Below are 17,240 nucleotides of genomic sequence, written 5' to 3'. Positions count from 1 at the left end.
AAAAAGGAGAAAAAAATGAAAAACGAAACAAATCAAGGAATCATTAGGGGCGGTTGGGAAACAAAATCAACCCCCAACGACTTAGTTCAAATCAAAAACTTTTTACAAATATTAAAAGGAGAATTATTAAATATTACAATTGTTTCTCATTCTAAAAAGAAAAATTCCTATCAACAAGCAAACTACCGCCCAAAAAACCAAACTCTATTTGTAGACCCACAAATCTTAGATGAAATGAAAAAGTATAGAATAGAAATAATCAAAACTCACTCTACCGAAAACAACAATAATAATCAAACCCTAACCAACCCCATATCACCCCCAAAATGCCAAAACAATACCCTTAAAACACATTTCCCTATCTTCCAAATTAATTATCTCAACGAACAAAAAGACTATATTAAAGAATTAATAAGTAAGATAACCATAGACAAACTAGACACTTTAAAATTATATAAATTAGATGACAAAAAAGTAGATAAATATAACAATCCTATAAAAACAAATTATAAAAAAGGATTAAATGTTATTTATTATCAATTGGAAGATTTAAAACACATCAAATTATTTTTAACCAAAAATAAACAAGGCTATCGGGTTAAAAAAATGCGTCCTGATTATAAAAGATATTTAACAAAAGAAAAATCATAAAATAAATAAATTATTTAACTCATCACTTTATCATCATACACTCATCATTTTATCATCATACACTTATCATTTTATCATCATACACTCATCATTTTATCATCATTTGACCCCTTTAATTTCCTTGTCAAAACCAAACATTTTTAAGGAGTGATATTTTATATATTATATCGATAATGATAATGATACTCGATATTTGATATTATCGTTATATCTTTTATCTATCATTATTATTTTTCGATATATAAATAACTCCCTATTTTTCCTTTCCATTATTAAAAGAGTTGTTTAAAATTATCCAAACACAATACCCTAACGCGCTGAAGCGCTAATAACAATCATAAGTACACATAAATAAAAGAAGAAGAAAAATAAAAATCCCCCAGTTGCGCGCTACCCCCTTTTTTAAATAAATATAATCATTCAGAGTTATAATGGTTATGTATATGATATAAAAAAAGGAAACAATATTTAAATCATGAAAAAAATAGCTAAAATAATAGAAAAAGAGAAACAAAAAAATAAATTATTACAAACTCTAATGAAAAAAAACCAAAAAACTGATAAAAAAACTGTTTTCGAATTAGTTAAACAATTTAATCAAAAACTAAATTTAACAACCATTTTAAAAACTATCAAAACCAAAAGAAGCACTTATTATTATTGGTTGAAAGTCAAAAATAAAATAAAAGCCAAAAAAGAAAAATACTTATTACAACAAAATCGCATCAAAGCTTTATGTTTACAAGAAAAATATTTTTGCGGTCATCGTAAAATCACTGATTTATACCAAAAAACTTTTAACGAAAACATTACCAAGAAAAAAATTTATACTATTATGAAAGAAAACGGTATTTTTTGTCGTTTAAGAATTAAAAAAAATAAATATTATTATAAAAATAATTTAAAAGCTAAATTAAAAGTGGTAGACAATTTAATTAATCAAGACTTTATATCAACTAAACCCATGAAAAAACTATTTACCGACATAACTTATTTCAAAACTCCCCAAGGATTTTTATATTTTTCTTGTATTATTGATTCTTTCAACAACCAAATTATCGCTTCCCACACTTCCAAACATCAAAATAAAGAATTAGTTTTAAACACCATCCAAAAATTACCTCTATTAAAAGAACCTTGTATCATTCATTCCGACCAAGGCACAGTTTATCAATCACAAAAAGTCCAACAAACACTAATTAAAAAAGGTTTTTTAATCAGCATGTCGAGAAAAGCTACTCCACGTGATAACGCTGTAATTGAAAACTTTTTCGGCCAAATGAAAACTATCTTACAACATCAACATCCTTTTTTATTTCAAAAATCACCTGAAAAAGTTAAAAAAATAATCAATTATTTCCCTAAATTTTGGAACAATCAATGGATTTTAGCTAAATTAAATTATTCATCACCTTCTCAATATTGTCAAAATTTTAGATAATAATTTTTTTATTTCAAATTTTCAACCTTGAAAAAGGTTATCTTTTTGCGCATTTTTTTAATCAAAATAACATAATTACGTAAAAAAATAATTATAATTTCATTTTCTTACCACTTTTTTAACTTTTTTTACCTAACTATATAGTGTAAAGATAAAATATTTAATAAAAATATCTTTTGAAACTAATGAATTATTAAAAGTTTTAGAAACTTTTTGAAATTTAAAAAAAATATTTCCTTAGTTTGAAAAGATATGAAATTATCTACTTAATTTTAAGTCTTAAAGAACAATTTTAAAGACAAAATTTGTCTAAAAAAACGGAACAGCGCATAAGCCTTAGAATGATCAAGTTTTTTGCTTCTTTCTTCTGTAATGCTCATGCATGTAATTGCTACATCAATTTTTTCTTGGTTTAAAGCAGCTAAAACTCCTTCAAAATCTAAAACATTGATTTCTAATTCCAAATTTAGTTTATCAGCTATTTTTTTGATTAAACTTATCTCAAACCCTGCTATATTTTCTTTATTTTTGGCTTTCAAAGAATCTGATGTACGATTTAATAACCCAAAAACATTAGGAGCAGAATCGTTAGTTGTTGCCACTATTAATTTGGGTTTGGATGATTTTTTTGCTTGGTGAATGTTAATTCCAAAAACTTGGAAATGCAACCAAATTAGAATTATAAAACTAATTAATAATGTAGAAATTTTAAATATCTTTATATTTTTTTTACTTTTGAAAACGTTTTTAAAAAAATTTGATAAAACATTGAAAAAAATACCGTTTTGTATTCATGTTTTTTTACATCCTTTTTTACTGTTAATTTTGATAATTAAATAAATTAAATGATAAAAGTTAATTGTAATAAATAAAAAATGATAAAAAATAAAAAATGATAGTAATGATAGTTTTAGTCTGTTTTTTATAATAATTTTTTGATTGTTTTGTTCTTTTTTGGATTGTATTTGTCTTTTTTGTGTCTTTGTTTCTTTGGTTTTCTTTTTTAAATATTTTGCTATTTATATATGCTAAAATTGATATAAGTATTTAGTCTTGTATCTAACATTAACGTCCATCGTTATCTCCTAATATAATTAAAATTTGAGTTGTAAACAATAATAAAAGCAATAAAGTTGATACAAATATGTAGTTTTATATTTGAAATTAACATTCATTGCTTTTATCTCCTGACGTTTTTGATATTTGGAATATTTATTTGGGAAAAATTAAATATTTACACTTATTTTTATTATACACAAAAATAGCTAAAAATCGTATAAAAAAAGACCACATTATTAATGGTCTTTCTTATAGTGTTGATTTTTTAAATATTTCATTATGCTTTTGGTTGTAATAATTTAATTTTTTTTCTAATAATTTGTTTGATAAATTAGTAATGCTGATAATGATTAAGTAAAAACAAGATATTGTAACAAAAGGTAGAATCGGATTAAAGGTAGAGCCCATATTGCTTTGTGCTTGCCAAGAAAGTTCGGCAACTCCTATAATGGCAAAAAAATAACTATCCTTAATGTTGGTAATTAATTGTTGCATAATAAAAGGCACTGATCTTTTTAAGGCTTGGGGGCAAGTAATATAGATAAAAACTTGTTTTGAATTCATTCCTAAAGAAAGGGCAGCTTCAATTTGTCCTTTATCCAAAAAATTGATATTTTGCATCAAAATCATCGTAATTCTTGCTAAAGAATTAAGGATTAAAACTATAAGTCCTACACTAAAAGGAGTAATTTCAAAAATATCTTTACATATATAGCCAACTCCATAATAAATAAGCATTGCTTGGGCGGCTATAGGAATACCTTTAAAATGATGAAAAAAATATCTATCAAATGAATAAAACTATTATTTATATGAAATATTATTGGATTATTGGCTTTGGTGTTTTTTCATTAAAGTATACAAAGAAGCTAATAAAAAACCTACAATAAGGCTATCAAGTGCAAGGACTAAAGTAATTTGGAGTCCTTTTAGATAAGAGGGTAGAGTTTTTTTGATTTGATAATAAGTACCTTGTTTTTGGAAATATTTTTTGTTTTGGGTAAAGATTTTTTCTAATCTTTGTTTAGTGTTTTCTTTTATTTCTTTTATTTTTTGTTCTATTTTTTCTTTATCTTCTTCTGTATTGGGGTTTTTTGCATCTTCATTTAATTCATTAAGTTGTTTTTTTTAAATCTATGATGTCTTGGAATTTGCCTTTATCATCTTTTTTAACTAAATTCAATTTTACCAACGATTCATTTATGCTTTTTTTTAAATTTGGTATTCTTCTATCTTCATCATTTTTTTCTTCTTTGGGGAAAAATATTCCCAAACCTTGAGTACAAGCGGAATTTTCTAAGTTATTTGAAGTCATATAAAAATAATCTAGATCATCATTTATTTTACAAGCTACCATCGCCAAATAACTATCTATAATGAAAATATCAGATTTTTTTAATTTAATATTTTGAAAACATGCAGTATGACTATCTAATTCATTGTCTTTTTTGATGCGTATTATTTGGTCTTCATTAACTTGTTTTTGTATTTTGTCAATTATGGGGATAGCAGTAGTATTTTGAAATGTTATAAATGAAATGGGTTTTTCTCTTCCTAAATCTTTTAATTTGTCACAAAATGAGTCATAATCTATTTCTTTAGTTTTTCTTAAATCATCAAATCTTTTGTCGCTTTTTCTTACTACCATGCTTGTTTCTGTCTGTGTATAAGCTTTAGAAACGTCAAGAGTTTTTGCCCTTTCTTCTGTAATGCTCATAGAAGTAATTGATAAATCAATTTTATTTTGATTTAAAGCGCCTAAAATACCTTTAAAATCAAAGACATAGATTTCTAATTTCAGTTCTAAATTTTCTGCTATTTCTTTGATTAAATCAATATCGAAACCTGCTACGTATTCACCAGTGTTTTGAGATTTGATAGTATCTTTGTGAGTTTCTAAAACTTTAAAAACATTAGGAGCAACATTATTCATTACTCCAACTTTTAAAATGCTTTCGTCTTTGTTGTTTGTAGTTGTTTTTTCTGAAATGTTTGATTCTGATTGTCTTTGTTCTTGATTTATCTTTTCTTTTTTAAACCAACCAAACACTTCACAATGCGACCAGAATATAATTACAATACCAATTAATAATGTAGAAATTTTTAATATTTCAATATTTTTTTTATTTTTGCAAAGATTTGAAAAAACCGTTTTATATAAATCACTTTATTTGATTCCTTTTTTATTTTGGGATTTTAGTTTGGAATAATTCAAAAAATAAATAATGAATTAAAGTTTTTCCTTCCTTATCATATTATTTTTGTGATGTTATTTTTGGTTTTCTAAGAATAATAAAAAATGATAATGTTTAATTAATGTTTTGGGGTAAAAAAATTATAAGTTTTTTAGTTTTGATAGTGTTTAAATGATGATTAAATGTTTTTTTGCATAACAAATTATAATATCTAAATATTTAAAAGATATTTTTTATATTTATAAATATATTTACGTTTAAAAAAGGGCAAAAAAAATGCCAGTTATTTTGTTATAGCTAGATTATAATTTATTTATTTTTAAAATAATAAATGCGTTATTTATGTTTATTTTATTGATAATTTAGAGATTTGTTATTTTTTATTATCTGATATAAGTTTGACTTATATCTAAACATATATTTAGATTTATATTTAACATTAACGTCCATTTTAGGCTCCTGATATAATAAGATTTGAGTTTCAAACAACAATAAAAACAACTATTTGAAAATAAACATGTAATTTATATTTAAAATTGCAAAACATTGTTTTTATCTCCCGACATTAATTTATTAAATATTTAAAATTACTCTTAAATATTTATACTTATTTATATTATATCAAATAAAATAAAAAAAGTGTATTTTTTTAAAATTCATTTATTTTTTATACTTATAGAGTTTTTTTGGCAAATAAAAAAAGACCATTATAAATGATCTTTTTAGAGTAATATTTAATTTACAGCTATTTTTACTTATTTAAATTAATGATATTTTTGGAAAATATTTTATCTAATAAATTAGCAATACTAATGATGCTTAAATAAAAACAAGATATCATTACAAAAGGCAGAATCGGATTAAAGGTAGAGCCCATATTGCTTTGTGCTTGCCAAGAAAGTTCGGCAATTCCTATAATGGCAAAAAAAGAACTATCCTTAATGTTTGTGATGAATTGTTGGATAATAAAAGGCACTGATCTTTTTAAAGTTTGGGGGAAGATAATAGAGAAAAAAACTTGCTTTTGGTTCATCCCTAAAGAATGAGCGGCTTCAATTTGTCCTTTATCTAAGAATTTAATATTTTGCATTAAAATTACATTAATGTTTGCCAAAGAATTAAGTACTAAAACAAAAAGACCTGCATACAAACGTTTAATTTCAAAAAGATCTTTGCAAAGATAACCAATACCATAAAAAACAAGCATTGCTTGGGCAGCTACAGGAATTCCTTTTAAAATAAAAAAAAAAGTATCTAAAAAATAAGTTGTTCCTTTGTTAATATTTAATATTATTTTATTATGGGATTGAGAGTTTTTAATTAAAGTATATGAAGTTGCAAATAAAAAACCAATAATAAGACCATCAATAGCTAAAATTAAAGTGGTTTTGAGTCCTTCTAGATAAGATGGAAAAGTTTCTTTGATTTGATGCCAAGTAGTGCTTTTAGAAAGCATGTCTTTGTGGTTGTCAAAAACTGTTTTTAATCTTGTTTCTGATTCACTTTCTATTTTTTTTATTTTATTGTCTATTTGGTTGTATTTATCGTTGTCTTTTGTTAAATTTTTACGTTTTTCCTTTAAATCTATAATGTCTTGTAAACTTTGGTTTTCATCTTTTGTAACTAATTTTAAATCGCATAAAATTTTATCCATTTTTTCTTTTAATTCTAGGCTTCGGATTTCTTTTTCTCCTTTAGGCAAAAATATCCCTAAACCTTGAGGACAAACAGAATATTTTGAATCATCTGAGGTCATATCAAAATATACTAAGTCATCTTCTTTTTGACAAGCACATCTAGCCAAATAACTATCTATTACAAAAATATCTGATTTTCCTTGTAAAACATCTTGAAAACATGCAGGAGGACTAGTTAATTCGTTGTTTTTTTTAACATGTGATTTGATATCATCTTTATTTGTTATTTCATCTTCAATCATTTTGATTGCAGCAGTGCTAGTAACTGTTACAAATTTAATTGGTTTTTGAGGTGCACCTTTTTCTTTTAATTTTTGGCAAAAATCCTTATATTCTATTTTTTTATTTTCAACTATTTCTTTGAATCTGTCATCTTTTTTTCTTACTACCATGCTTGTTGCAGTTTGTGTGTATGCTTTAGAAACTATGAAATTTTCTTTTCTTTGGTCTGTAATACTTAAAGTTGTAATTGCCAAATCTACAGTTCCTTGCTCTAAGGCAGTTAGAACTCCTGCAAAATCAAAGACATGAATTTCTAAATTATACTCTAATCTTTCAGCTACATCCTTGATTAAATCTATATCGAATCCTGCTATATATTCGCCATTTGTAGCTTTTATAGCGTTTTTTTGATTTGTAGCTTTAAAAGTATTGGGAATAGAACTATTAGTCATTGCTACTTTTAAAGTTTTGGAATATTTTTGAAGATTTTGTTTTTTTGTTTTGGTTGAAAAATGCCATCCAAATACTGAAAAATGCAACCATACCAACAATATAGAGCTAATTGATAATGTAATAATTTTGAATATTTTTATATTATTTTTCTTTTGGAAAATATTTTTTAAAAATGAGTTTTTATTAATTAAATTAATGAAATTGTTCACTTCCTTTTCTATTCTTTTTCTTTTATTTTTTCAATTTAATATTTTTTTCTAACATTTTGCTTAAAAAAACAGTCATACTAATAATTATTAAATAAAAACAAGATATCATTACAAAAGGCAAGATTGGATTTAAGGTAGCTCCCATATTGCTTTGTGCTTTCCAAGAAAGTTCGGCAACTCCTATAATGGCAAAAAAAGAACTATCCTTAATGTTTGTGATTAATTGTTGCAAAATAAAAGGAACTGACCTTTTTAAAGTTTGAGGAAAGACAATAGAGAGAAAAACTTGCTTTTGGTTCATCCCCAAAGAATGAGCAGCTTCAATTTGTCCTTTATCTAAGAATTTAATATTTTGCATCAAAATCATTGTAATACTTGCTAAAGAATTAAGTATTAAAACAAAAATTCCTGCGTGTAAAGGATTAAAATTTCCTTTAAAAAGAAAAGTAATACTGTAATAAATAAACATTGCTTGAGCGGCTACAGGAATGCCCTTTAAGACAAAAAACAAAGCATTTATGGAAGTATTTAATATTTTTATTATAGCAACTATCAAGAAATTATTTTTGTGATAATCTAATTTTATATTTTTAATTAAAGTGCATATAATAGCTAATAAAAAGCCAACAATAAGACTGTCAATAGCTAAAATTAAAGTAGTTTTGAGTCCTTTTAGATAAGATGGAATGGTTTTTTGGGCTTGGATGAAAATCTTTTTTGTTGGTAGTTCAATTGTTTCTTTGTTTTCATTAAAGACTTCATCTAGTCGTTTTTTTACTTTTTTTTCTATTTCTTCTATTTTATTTTTATCTTCTGAACTAACTTCTTCTTTACTAGTTTCTTTTAATTCATGATTTTTTTTCTTTAAGTCTATGATGTCTTGGAATTCGCCTTTTTCATCTTTTTTAACTAAATCCAATTTTACCAACGCTGCATTTATCTTTTCTTGTAAATTTGGTATTCTTCTATCTTCATCATTTTTTTTAGGAAAAAATATTCCTAAACCTTGGGGACAAGTAGAATGTTCTAAGTTATCAGAATGCACATCAAAATATGTCAAATCTTGATTTATTTCATAAGCCCATCTAGCTAAACAATTATCTGTTATAAACATATCTGATTTTCCTTGTAAAATATCAGTAAAACATGCAGATGAACTTGTTAATTCTTTATTTTTGATGACATATTCTTTTTCTTTATTAGTATCTGATTTGATTTTTTCAATTACTGGGATTGCAACAGTATTTAGAAATGTTATAAATTTAATGGGTTTTTCTTTTCCTAAATCTTTTAATTTTTGGCAAAATTCATTATAATTTATTTTTATTTCTTTGTTATTGTTTGGCTCTTGTTGTTTTCTTAAATTATCCAATAAATCATCAAATCTTTTGTTTCTTACTACTATGCTGGTTCCAGTTTGCATATAGGCTTTAGAAACATCGTATTTTTCTTTTCTTTTGTCTGTAATACTCAAAGACGCAGCTGCGATGTCAATTGTTTCTTGTTCTAAGGCATTAAGAAGTCCTGCAAAATCAAAGACATGAAATTCTAATTCTAAATCTAGTTTATCAGCTATATTATTGATTAAATCAATATCAAAACCCGCTATATATTCACCGTTTACAGCTTTTTTGGCCTTCTTTCCCTCATTTTGTTCTAAAACTTTAAAAACATTAGGAGCAGAATTGTTGTTAACTCCTACTTTTAAAATGGTTTTCTTTTTGGAATTATTTTTTATATGGAAATATCCAAATATGGATAAATTCAGCCATATTAAAAATAAAAAACTAATTAATAATGCAGTAATTTTTAACATTTGGGTTTTATTGGTATTTTGGAAAATGTTTTTAAAAAAATGTTTTTTATTAATGAAAATAATCACTTCCTTCTTTTAATTATTGGGTGGTTGTTTGGGTTTTCTTTTTTTAGTTTTTTAGTTTTGGATTTGTGGATTTGATTTTCCAAGCCAAAATAAAAATATTTAATTTTAACAAAATAAAAAAAGTCTTTGCAGACTTTTCTTTGGGATTTAATTGTTTTATGAAAAATAAGGTATTTTTTAAAAATTACTACATATTTTCTAAAAAAGGAACCCCTAAAATTCTTAAACTTTCTTTAAGAGTGATAAAAACTGCTTGGATTAATAAAAGATTAGTGTTTGTAGTGGTTTTATCATCTGTTAAAATCTTTTCTTGTGAATATAAAAAGTTAACATTTTGAGTTATTTTTAACATATATCTTGCCAAAATACTTGGCATATTGTCTTTTTGGGCTTTTTGCAAAATTAAAGGAAACTGGTCTAATAATTTTACTAAAATAAAATAATGGTCTTTTTGATAAATGGTTTTGTCAATTAAGTTTGTGTCTAGTTTTTCTTTGTTTAAAAGGGAATTTAGACGTGCTGCTGTGTATTGAAGATAAGGTCCTGTTTGTCCTTTAAATTGTAAAATAGTTTCTAAATTAAAATCAATATCTAGATGTCTATCGTTTTTAAGGTCGTTAAAAATGATGGCTCCTACAGCGATTTTGCGTGCAGTTTGGTTAAGATTTGATAAATGAGGATTTTTTTCTTCAATGATTTTTTGGGCTAAAATAGTAGCTTGATTAATTACTTCAATTAAGGTAGTAAATTTGTGATGTCTAGTAGAAATTTTTTTGCCATCCATCAAAACTAAACCAAAATTAATGTGTTTTATTTTAGTGTCACAGTATCCCATTTTTTCAATTATTTGGGCTAATTGTTTAAAGTAAAGTTTTTGTTCGTTGCCTACAACATATAAAACATTTTGACAATTAAAAGTGTTAAAACGATATTTAAAAGTAGTTAGATCTCTTGTTAAATACAAGGTGCTGCCATTAGTTTTTTTCACTAAACCAGGAGGTAAATTATCAAGTTCTATAAGCAAAACTTGGTCTTCTTCTTTTAAAAGTTTTTTTTGTTCTAATTCTTCAAAAAGAGGAGCGATTTTGTCATTATAAAAAGATTCTCCCAAGAAAAAATCAAATGAAATCCCCAAAATATCATAAATTTTGCAAAATTCTTGTAAAGACACTTCGCGGAACCATTTCCACAAATCGAGATATTTTTGGTTTTGTTGTTCTAATTGTAAAAAAGCAAAATTGGCTTGTTCGTTTAATTCAGGATTGGTTTTGGCTTGTTGATGAAAAAAAACATATAATTTTTGTAGTTCGTTAATTGGGTCTTTTAGGATTTTTTCTTTGTTGCCCCATTTTTGATAAGCTACAATCATTTTACCAAATTGGGTTCCCCAGTCTCCTAAGTGATTGATTCCTACTACCTCAAAACCTAATTTTTGATAAATATTTTTGAGAGCGTTTCCAATAACAGTAGAACGCAGATGACCAACAGAAAAGTTTTTAGCAATATTAGGAGAAGAATAATCAATAACTATGATTTGATTTTGATTGGGAAAATTGCCATAATTAGCTTGTAATTCGTTGATTTTGAGTAATATTTCGTAAGCTAATGAAGCTCTTTTAAGTTTGATATTTAAAAAACCGTTTAAAAACATTAATTCTTGGATTTCGTTTATTTTGACAAGGTTTTTTTTGATATTTTCAAAAATAATATGAGGGTTAGTTTTTGTTTTTTTGGCATAAGCAAACAAAGGTAAAGAAAAATCAAATTTGTCATTTTCCAGTTGTTCTTGTAAAATTAATTCTTCTAATAAAACTTTTTGGATTGCATTTTGGATTTTGCTTTTAGTGGTTTGTAAATTCATGATTGCAGTTCCTTTCTTTTTGGATTGTAAAATAAAAAATGATTCCTGAATGATGACAATAAATGATAAAATAATGAAATTATTAAAAACTTTTTACCTAAAATTTGTCTCGTTAATTTTTTGATAAACATTTTTGATATTTTAAGATATATAAACATATTTTATAAAACTATTATAGCATTTTTTATAATTTTTGTTTGAAAAAAGTTAAGATACTTATTTTGGTATTTGTAAATTAGATAGAAAAATATTAAGAATTGCAAAAAAATTTTTGTTGTTGGGTTTGGTTTGGGTTAATTTTAGTAATAAAATGTTTTTAAATGCATTTATGCATTTTTTTATTCATAAATTTTTATTAAATAATATTAAAAAATAGCCTAAATGTTAAAAAGTACTCTTTTTATATTTTGGTATTCCTAATTAAAATTAAAAAAACAACCCTTTAATTTGCAAAAGAGTTGTTAAATAATAAATTATTTTTTTAATTAGAAAGTAAATATTTTATCTAGTTTGGTAAGGTTAGTTAATATTTCTTAAAAAATCAACTTTTAAACCAAATTTTAATATTAAAATTAATAAAATAATACCAATAATTATTTTGATGATACTATGTAAAAAGAAAAAAAATAATCCGATGATAAAAGCAATAATTATCATTTGATAATTGGGATTTAATGTGTTCCAAAAAGAAAATGTATTGCTTATAATTTGTTTTTTATCGATGATTTTAAAACCTCACTAATAATTGTATTTTTCGATGTTCAACATTATTAAAATGCTATATTGAAAGTCTAAAATAGTTTTAGAAAATATTTTAATAAACAATAAACACCAATATTAATTATAAGTGATTTTGGATTTTTTCAAACTTGTTTTAATGATTAGTTTGTTTTTTAAAATAATTTTTTTAATTCGGGGTTAAAAGCTTTGGCTTTAATCATTTCAATTTCGCGTTTATAAGGTGCTTTGTCATTGATATAGGGAGTTTCTAAAATTTTAGGGATACAAGCAAAAGCACGATGATAGATAATTTTGAGTAAAGTTTCAAAACCGATTTTGCCAAAACCGATGTTTTCATGGCGGTCTTTGTGACTATTACATTCGTTTTTAGAGTCGTTAATATGAATTACAGAGATATTTTGAAATCCTAAAATGGAATCTATCTTTTGGATAATTTCTTCTAAGTTTTCTTTTAAATCATAGCCAGCATCAAAAAGATGACAAGTATCAAGACAAAAAGAAACTCTTGTGTTGTTTTTAACTTGGGTTCTTATTTGTTGCAATTCTTCTAGGTTTTTCCCAATTTCAGTTCCCTTGCCTGCCATAGTTTCTAAGGCAACTTGGGTTTTTAAATGTTTGGTTTTTTCAAAAATTAAATCAAGGCTTTGAGCAATTAAACTAATTCCTTCTTGGGGGTTTGTTTTGAGATAGTTTCCTGGATGTAAAACCATTTTATTAATTTTCATTGCTGCAAAACGTTCTAATTCTTGGGATAAAAAATCAATTGCAAAAGCCCTTTTAGTCTCGTCGGGATTAGCAAGATTGATAATATAAGGAGCGTGCCCTACCAAATTATTTAAAGATAAATTGTTGTTTTGGACAATTTCTAAGGCTTGTTTAATTTTTAATTCTTCGGTTTTGGTTCTTATCGTATTTTGTGGAGCACCGCTATAAACCATCAAAGCATTAGCACCATAAGAAATGGCAGTTTGGATGGCTCCTTGAAAATTATGTGGTTTTTTCATAGCAACATGGCTTCCCAAAAATAACATGATAAAAGCTCCTTTATTGGTTTGTTTTTTTGATTTATTAGTTATAAATTAGTTTAGTTTTTTCTTGATAATTAGTTTTGTAATTCGTTAATTTATTTTTTTGATGGTTTTTGTGATTTGTATTTGGCTTTTGGTTTGAATTTTGTTTGCAAAAAAGTACTTTTGCTTTTGGGGGATTGGTTTTCTTTTTGGTTCTTTTTCTTATAATTGGGTTTTACTTGTTTGCTTTTAGTTTTTTTGTTGTTGTTTGTTTCTTGGACTGTGTTTTGAGTTTTATTTGGTGTTTCCAAAGTATAATCTTTATTATTTTCTTTTTTAGGAAGTTTGGATTCTTTGGTAAATTTGTTTTGTTTGAAAAATTGTTTTTGGCTAGATTGGCTAGATTGGTTGTAATTGTTTTTTTGGTTAGTTTGATTGTTTTGATTTTTTTGAATGTTTTTGGTATTTTTATTGTTTTTATTTGGCTTATCAGTTTTGGTAGTTGTAATAGTTTTGTAATTTTGAGTTCTTATAAAACCATCTTTATTTAAAGAGGCTTGATGAAAAGTAATTCCTAATTGAATTAATTTATTAATTTTGTCTTTTTGTTTAATGTCTTGGGGGTCGTACAAAACAATGATTTCACCTTTTTTGCCCATTCTTGATGTTCTACCACTTCTGTGGAAAAAAAATTCAAGGTGTGAAGGTAAGTTGTAGTGAATAACACAAGAAGCATCAAAATCAATTCCTCTAGCTGCAAGATCTGATGCAATTACGTACTGATATTTTAATTTATGGATAGCTTTAAGGCTTTGTTTTCTTTGTTTAACTGATAAAGCAGAGTTGTAATTAAGCAATTTGAGACTGTCATTTTGTAAAGTTTGAAATACTAATTCTTGTTCTTTTTTTTCATTGACAAATACGAGTGCTAAATAAGGATTAAGGACTTTGGTAAGATGAATTAAGGTCTGCATTCTGCTTGTAGTTGTTTCTAATAAATAAAAAGTACGATTAAGATTACTTTGTTTATAAACATCAATAAAAGTAGATTTACCAAAATAACGATTAATAAAAGGTTTTAATTGTTCGGTAATGGTAGCTGAAAATAATAAAATTTTGGCTTTAAGATGATTAATTAAAGGGTCTAGGGAAGTTAAAAATACCTCATCAAACATCATATCAGCTTCATCAAGGACTAAATAAGATACATATTTTAAGTTAATTTTTTTTAGTTTAAACGCGTATTCTAATAACTTATCGGGAGTTGCAATAATTAATGGAGGTTGTTTTTTTTCAAAAGTAGCAATTGCTTTTTGTTTATCCATTCCTCCGTAAAGAATTTTGGTAAAATTAGTTTTTTCAATTTGTTTAAACATTTCCCATACTTGAAATACTAAATCATTGGTAGGGACTAAAATAATTGCTTGAGTAAATGGTTTTTGGAAATCAATTTTACTTAATATCGGTAAAAGATAAGCATGGGTTTTGCCTGTTCCTGTAGGAGCAATTCCTACTAGATTACCTGGTTTTTCAAATTGTGAAAAGACTTCTTTTTGGATGGGAGTTAAAGTTTGGAATTGAAGTTGTAATATTTTTTTTTTAATATAGTTTTGCAAGTTAAAAACCTCCTTAAATCATATATATTATACCAGTATTTTGGTAATTTGGAAGTATTTTAGTAATAAATTAATTTTGTTGCAATAAATTGTTGAAAAAAACTTATTTCCAGTTAAAATATAAGTAAGTCTTTGACTTGATTATAAATTATAATGACATATATTAAGGAAAGAAAATAGGGTAATGAAAACAAATAAAAATAATAAGAATAATGATAATAAGAAAAAGAAAAAACAAAACAATAATGATTTAAAACAAAGTAAGAAATATAATAATAAAACGAAATTAACCAAAGATAATAAAAATATTAAATCAAATAAAAAAGGTTTTAACTTTAGTTTTTCTAATTTATTATCTTGGGGTGTTGTTGTTTGTTTGTGTTCAATTCCTTTATATTATATATCTGCTACTGTTTGGGAACAAATAAAGAAATAATTAAAATTTAATCTAAGATATAAAAAAAACTATTTTCTTAATGAAAATAGTTTTTATCTTTATATATGGATTGTTTAGTTAATCAATTGTTATTTAGTATTTTTGTCTAATTCTTCTTTTCCTTTGGGAGATAATTCTTTGTATATTACATTATAAAGATTTTGTTGTTCTTTTAAGGCATAATCTAATTTTATCTTGTCTCTTTTAATTTCAGTTTCTAGATTATTTTTTGCCTTAATTGCTTTTTGTTTTGCAGCTAACTCGGCTTCGATTTTAGTTTGTAATTCCTTTTCTGGTGTTATTCCCCTCATTTGTTGCTGATATAAATTAAAATTTTTAATATGTTCATCATATTCCTTTTGATATTGTTCTATTTTGGGGTCTTTTTCTTTAGTAGCGATTTTTCTTTGTAATTGTTCAATTTTTATATGATAATCTTCAATCTCTTTTTTTATTTCTTTTAATTCATTAATTTTGTTGCGGTCCAAGCTTGTTTAGTTATTTTCTGATTCATTTTTTCCTTTATCAATGAATGATTTATCTTTATCTATGTTGTTAATTAAGTCGTTATTGTGTTTAATTCCACCATCTATTTTAATCATTTCTGGTAATTGTTGGTTTTGAAAAGTTGCAGCTTTAATGCGTTCTAATGCTTCATTAATCTGTTGTTTATATTCGTTATATGCTTTTGGTGATAATTTATTTTTTAGTTTAGGTAGTAAAAAAGATTGCATTATGTGTTTCACGAAGTTTAAACCGTCTTCTTGGGTTGGTTCAATTCCTTTTCTTTCGATTTCTTGTTTTATGTCATCCATTTTATTTTTAATATCTAAAGGTGCATTTGCCATATAGTATTCAAATTCAAATTTAGAATTAAGTTGTCTAAATAAATGAAACAGTTAGTTATTACTTCCTGTTGTGCTTGTAGTTGTTTTGCTTGTGTCTTCTTTGGCAGGTTCTTGTTTAGATTTTAAAACCCAACAAATACCTAAAATTAATCCTAACATTAATACTGTAAATGCTACTGTTAATATTATAAAATTTTTATTATTTTTTTGTTGTAAATGCATTTTCAATTCCTTTTTATTTAATTTATTAGTTATATTGAATTAAGTAATTTCTCTTTTTCTCTAAGTTTTTCCAATTCTTCTAAAATATCATTAACTTCTTTTATTAATCTTTCTTGAAGTTCTTTTATTTCTTTTGCTTTTTTACCGTCTGAATTTGATATTGCAGTTTCGAAATCATTTTCAGAATCTTTTAATGGTTTTTTAATTTGTGATAATCTTAGTTTTAATGATATTTGTTGGGAATTAATTTGTTCTAGCATAAGTTGTTTTTTTGTCATTTTCGGTCTGCCTGATATCATTTCATTATTGCGTTCAATTTCATCATCTATTTTACCTATTAATTTTTTTGCTTATTCATTTGACTCTTCTACTTTTTTACTTTGTGTTTTGTTTTTTTGAAACTCTTCGATTGATGTGAATATAAAACAAATAACAAAAAATACAATTGCAATTACAACTACAGGTTTATTTACTTTTTTTATCTTTAATAAATGGATTCCAAAAAAACATTCCTTTACTCTCCTTTTAGTTTTCAGGGAATAAAAAACTCCCTTACCTTTATTTTACTCTTTTTTTTGCAAGTTTTTTGCTCATTTTCCATTACTTTTCTCATCTTTTATATCATTTTCTTATCTTTTCTTACTTTTTGCTAATCTTTTTTGTTATAATTAACAAAGAAATTATTATTTATAAATAA

At 24.9% G+C, this 17,240-nt stretch carries 15 protein-coding genes; 3 read left to right on the top strand and 12 right to left on the bottom strand.

The window, feature by feature from the left end; all coding sequences use genetic code 11:
- Positions 1 to 15: 15 nt before the first annotated feature.
- Both QN326_RS02630 and QN326_RS02625 read left to right on the top strand, forming a co-directional pair.
- Positions 16 to 651 (top strand): hypothetical protein, encoded by a 636-nt coding sequence (locus tag QN326_RS02630; protein ID WP_342386416.1) that lies wholly within the window; start codon positions 16 to 18, stop codon positions 649 to 651.
- A gap of 475 nt (positions 652 to 1,126) precedes the next feature.
- Positions 1,127 to 2,092: an IS3 family transposase gene (locus tag QN326_RS02625; RefSeq protein WP_342386415.1), complete on the top strand. Its 966-nt coding sequence runs from the start codon at positions 1,127 to 1,129 to the stop codon at positions 2,090 to 2,092.
- A 272-nt stretch (positions 2,093 to 2,364) separates the two neighbouring features.
- Here the strand turns inward: QN326_RS02625 and QN326_RS02620 are convergent, their stop codons facing one another.
- The 8 genes from QN326_RS02620 to QN326_RS02585 form a co-directional block, all read right to left on the bottom strand.
- Positions 2,365 to 2,694: a transporter substrate-binding domain-containing protein gene (locus QN326_RS02620; protein WP_342386414.1), complete on the bottom strand. Its 330-nt coding sequence runs from the start codon at positions 2,692 to 2,694 to the stop codon at positions 2,365 to 2,367.
- A gap of 706 nt (positions 2,695 to 3,400) precedes the next feature.
- Positions 3,401 to 3,889, bottom strand: coding sequence for an ABC transporter permease subunit (locus QN326_RS02615; RefSeq protein ID WP_342386413.1), 489 nt, complete (start codon positions 3,887 to 3,889; stop codon positions 3,401 to 3,403).
- A 376-nt stretch (positions 3,890 to 4,265) separates the two neighbouring features.
- Complete coding sequence (locus QN326_RS02610; protein WP_342386412.1) at positions 4,266 to 5,201, bottom strand: substrate-binding periplasmic protein; 936 nt, start codon at positions 5,199 to 5,201, stop codon at positions 4,266 to 4,268.
- Between the two features lie 896 nt (positions 5,202 to 6,097).
- On the bottom strand, positions 6,098 to 7,804 hold the full coding sequence (locus QN326_RS02605) for a transporter substrate-binding domain-containing protein (protein ID WP_342386411.1): 1,707 nt from the start codon (positions 7,802 to 7,804) through the stop codon (positions 6,098 to 6,100).
- Between the two features lie 145 nt (positions 7,805 to 7,949).
- Positions 7,950 to 9,809 carry a transporter substrate-binding domain-containing protein gene (locus tag QN326_RS02600; RefSeq protein WP_342386410.1) on the bottom strand — a complete coding sequence of 620 codons (1,860 nt, stop codon included), beginning with the start codon at positions 9,807 to 9,809 and terminating at the stop codon, positions 7,950 to 7,952.
- Positions 9,810 to 9,996: 187 nt separating this feature from the next.
- On the bottom strand, positions 9,997 to 11,670 hold the full coding sequence (gene argS, locus QN326_RS02595) for an arginine--tRNA ligase (RefSeq protein WP_342386409.1): 1,674 nt from the start codon (positions 11,668 to 11,670) through the stop codon (positions 9,997 to 9,999).
- Between the two features lie 893 nt (positions 11,671 to 12,563).
- On the bottom strand, positions 12,564 to 13,442 hold the full coding sequence (locus QN326_RS02590; RefSeq protein WP_011160805.1) for a deoxyribonuclease IV: 879 nt from the start codon (positions 13,440 to 13,442) through the stop codon (positions 12,564 to 12,566).
- 92 nt (positions 13,443 to 13,534) lie between these two features.
- Positions 13,535 to 15,037, bottom strand: coding sequence for a DEAD/DEAH box helicase (locus tag QN326_RS02585; RefSeq protein ID WP_342386408.1), 1,503 nt, complete (start codon positions 15,035 to 15,037; stop codon positions 13,535 to 13,537).
- A 184-nt stretch (positions 15,038 to 15,221) separates the two neighbouring features.
- On the opposite strand from QN326_RS02585, the gene QN326_RS02580 reads away from it, so the two are divergent.
- Positions 15,222 to 15,473, top strand: coding sequence for a hypothetical protein (locus QN326_RS02580; RefSeq protein ID WP_034172470.1), 252 nt, complete (start codon positions 15,222 to 15,224; stop codon positions 15,471 to 15,473).
- Between the two features lie 89 nt (positions 15,474 to 15,562).
- Here QN326_RS02580 and QN326_RS02575 read toward each other — a convergent pair whose 3' ends face one another.
- The 4 genes from QN326_RS02575 to QN326_RS02560 are packed head-to-tail and all read right to left on the bottom strand — an operon-like array spanning position 15,563 to position 16,821.
- Positions 15,563 to 15,961 (bottom strand): hypothetical protein, encoded by a 399-nt coding sequence (locus QN326_RS02575; protein ID WP_342386407.1) that lies wholly within the window; start codon positions 15,959 to 15,961, stop codon positions 15,563 to 15,565.
- Between the two features lie 6 nt (positions 15,962 to 15,967).
- Complete coding sequence (locus tag QN326_RS02570) at positions 15,968 to 16,321, bottom strand: hypothetical protein (protein WP_342386406.1); 354 nt, start codon at positions 16,319 to 16,321, stop codon at positions 15,968 to 15,970.
- Positions 16,322 to 16,372: 51 nt separating this feature from the next.
- Complete coding sequence (locus QN326_RS02565) at positions 16,373 to 16,543, bottom strand: hypothetical protein (RefSeq protein ID WP_156956364.1); 171 nt, start codon at positions 16,541 to 16,543, stop codon at positions 16,373 to 16,375.
- A 29-nt stretch (positions 16,544 to 16,572) separates the two neighbouring features.
- Positions 16,573 to 16,821, bottom strand: a complete 249-nt coding sequence (locus QN326_RS02560; RefSeq protein WP_034172467.1) for a hypothetical protein — start codon at positions 16,819 to 16,821, stop codon at positions 16,573 to 16,575.
- Positions 16,822 to 17,240 lie beyond the last annotated feature (419 nt).

The organism is Candidatus Phytoplasma asteris, assembly GCF_038505995.1.
Lineage (GTDB): Bacteria > Bacillota_I > Bacilli_A > Acholeplasmatales > Acholeplasmataceae > Phytoplasma > Phytoplasma asteris.
Note: the sequence above shows the minus strand (reverse complement) of the source record. Positions and strands in the feature narration are given on the sequence as shown.

Coding starts and splice junctions, on each gene's coding strand:
- QN326_RS02630 (WP_342386416.1), top strand. CDS start 16: ATGAAAAACGAAACAAATCAAGGAATCATTAGGGGCGGTTGGGAAACA.
- QN326_RS02625 (WP_342386415.1), top strand. CDS start 1,127: ATGAAAAAAATAGCTAAAATAATAGAAAAAGAGAAACAAAAAAATAAA.
- QN326_RS02615 (WP_342386413.1), bottom strand. CDS start 3,889: ATGCTTATTTATTATGGAGTTGGCTATATATGTAAAGATATTTTTGAA.
- argS (WP_342386409.1), bottom strand. CDS start 11,670: ATGAATTTACAAACCACTAAAAGCAAAATCCAAAATGCAATCCAAAAA.
- QN326_RS02590 (WP_011160805.1), bottom strand. CDS start 13,442: ATGTTATTTTTGGGAAGCCATGTTGCTATGAAAAAACCACATAATTTT.
- QN326_RS02580 (WP_034172470.1), top strand. CDS start 15,222: ATGAAAACAAATAAAAATAATAAGAATAATGATAATAAGAAAAAGAAA.
- QN326_RS02570 (WP_342386406.1), bottom strand. CDS start 16,321: ATGGCAAATGCACCTTTAGATATTAAAAATAAAATGGATGACATAAAA.
- QN326_RS02565 (WP_156956364.1), bottom strand. CDS start 16,543: ATGCATTTACAACAAAAAAATAATAAAAATTTTATAATATTAACAGTA.
- QN326_RS02560 (WP_034172467.1), bottom strand. CDS start 16,821: ATGACAAAAAAACAACTTATGCTAGAACAAATTAATTCCCAACAAATA.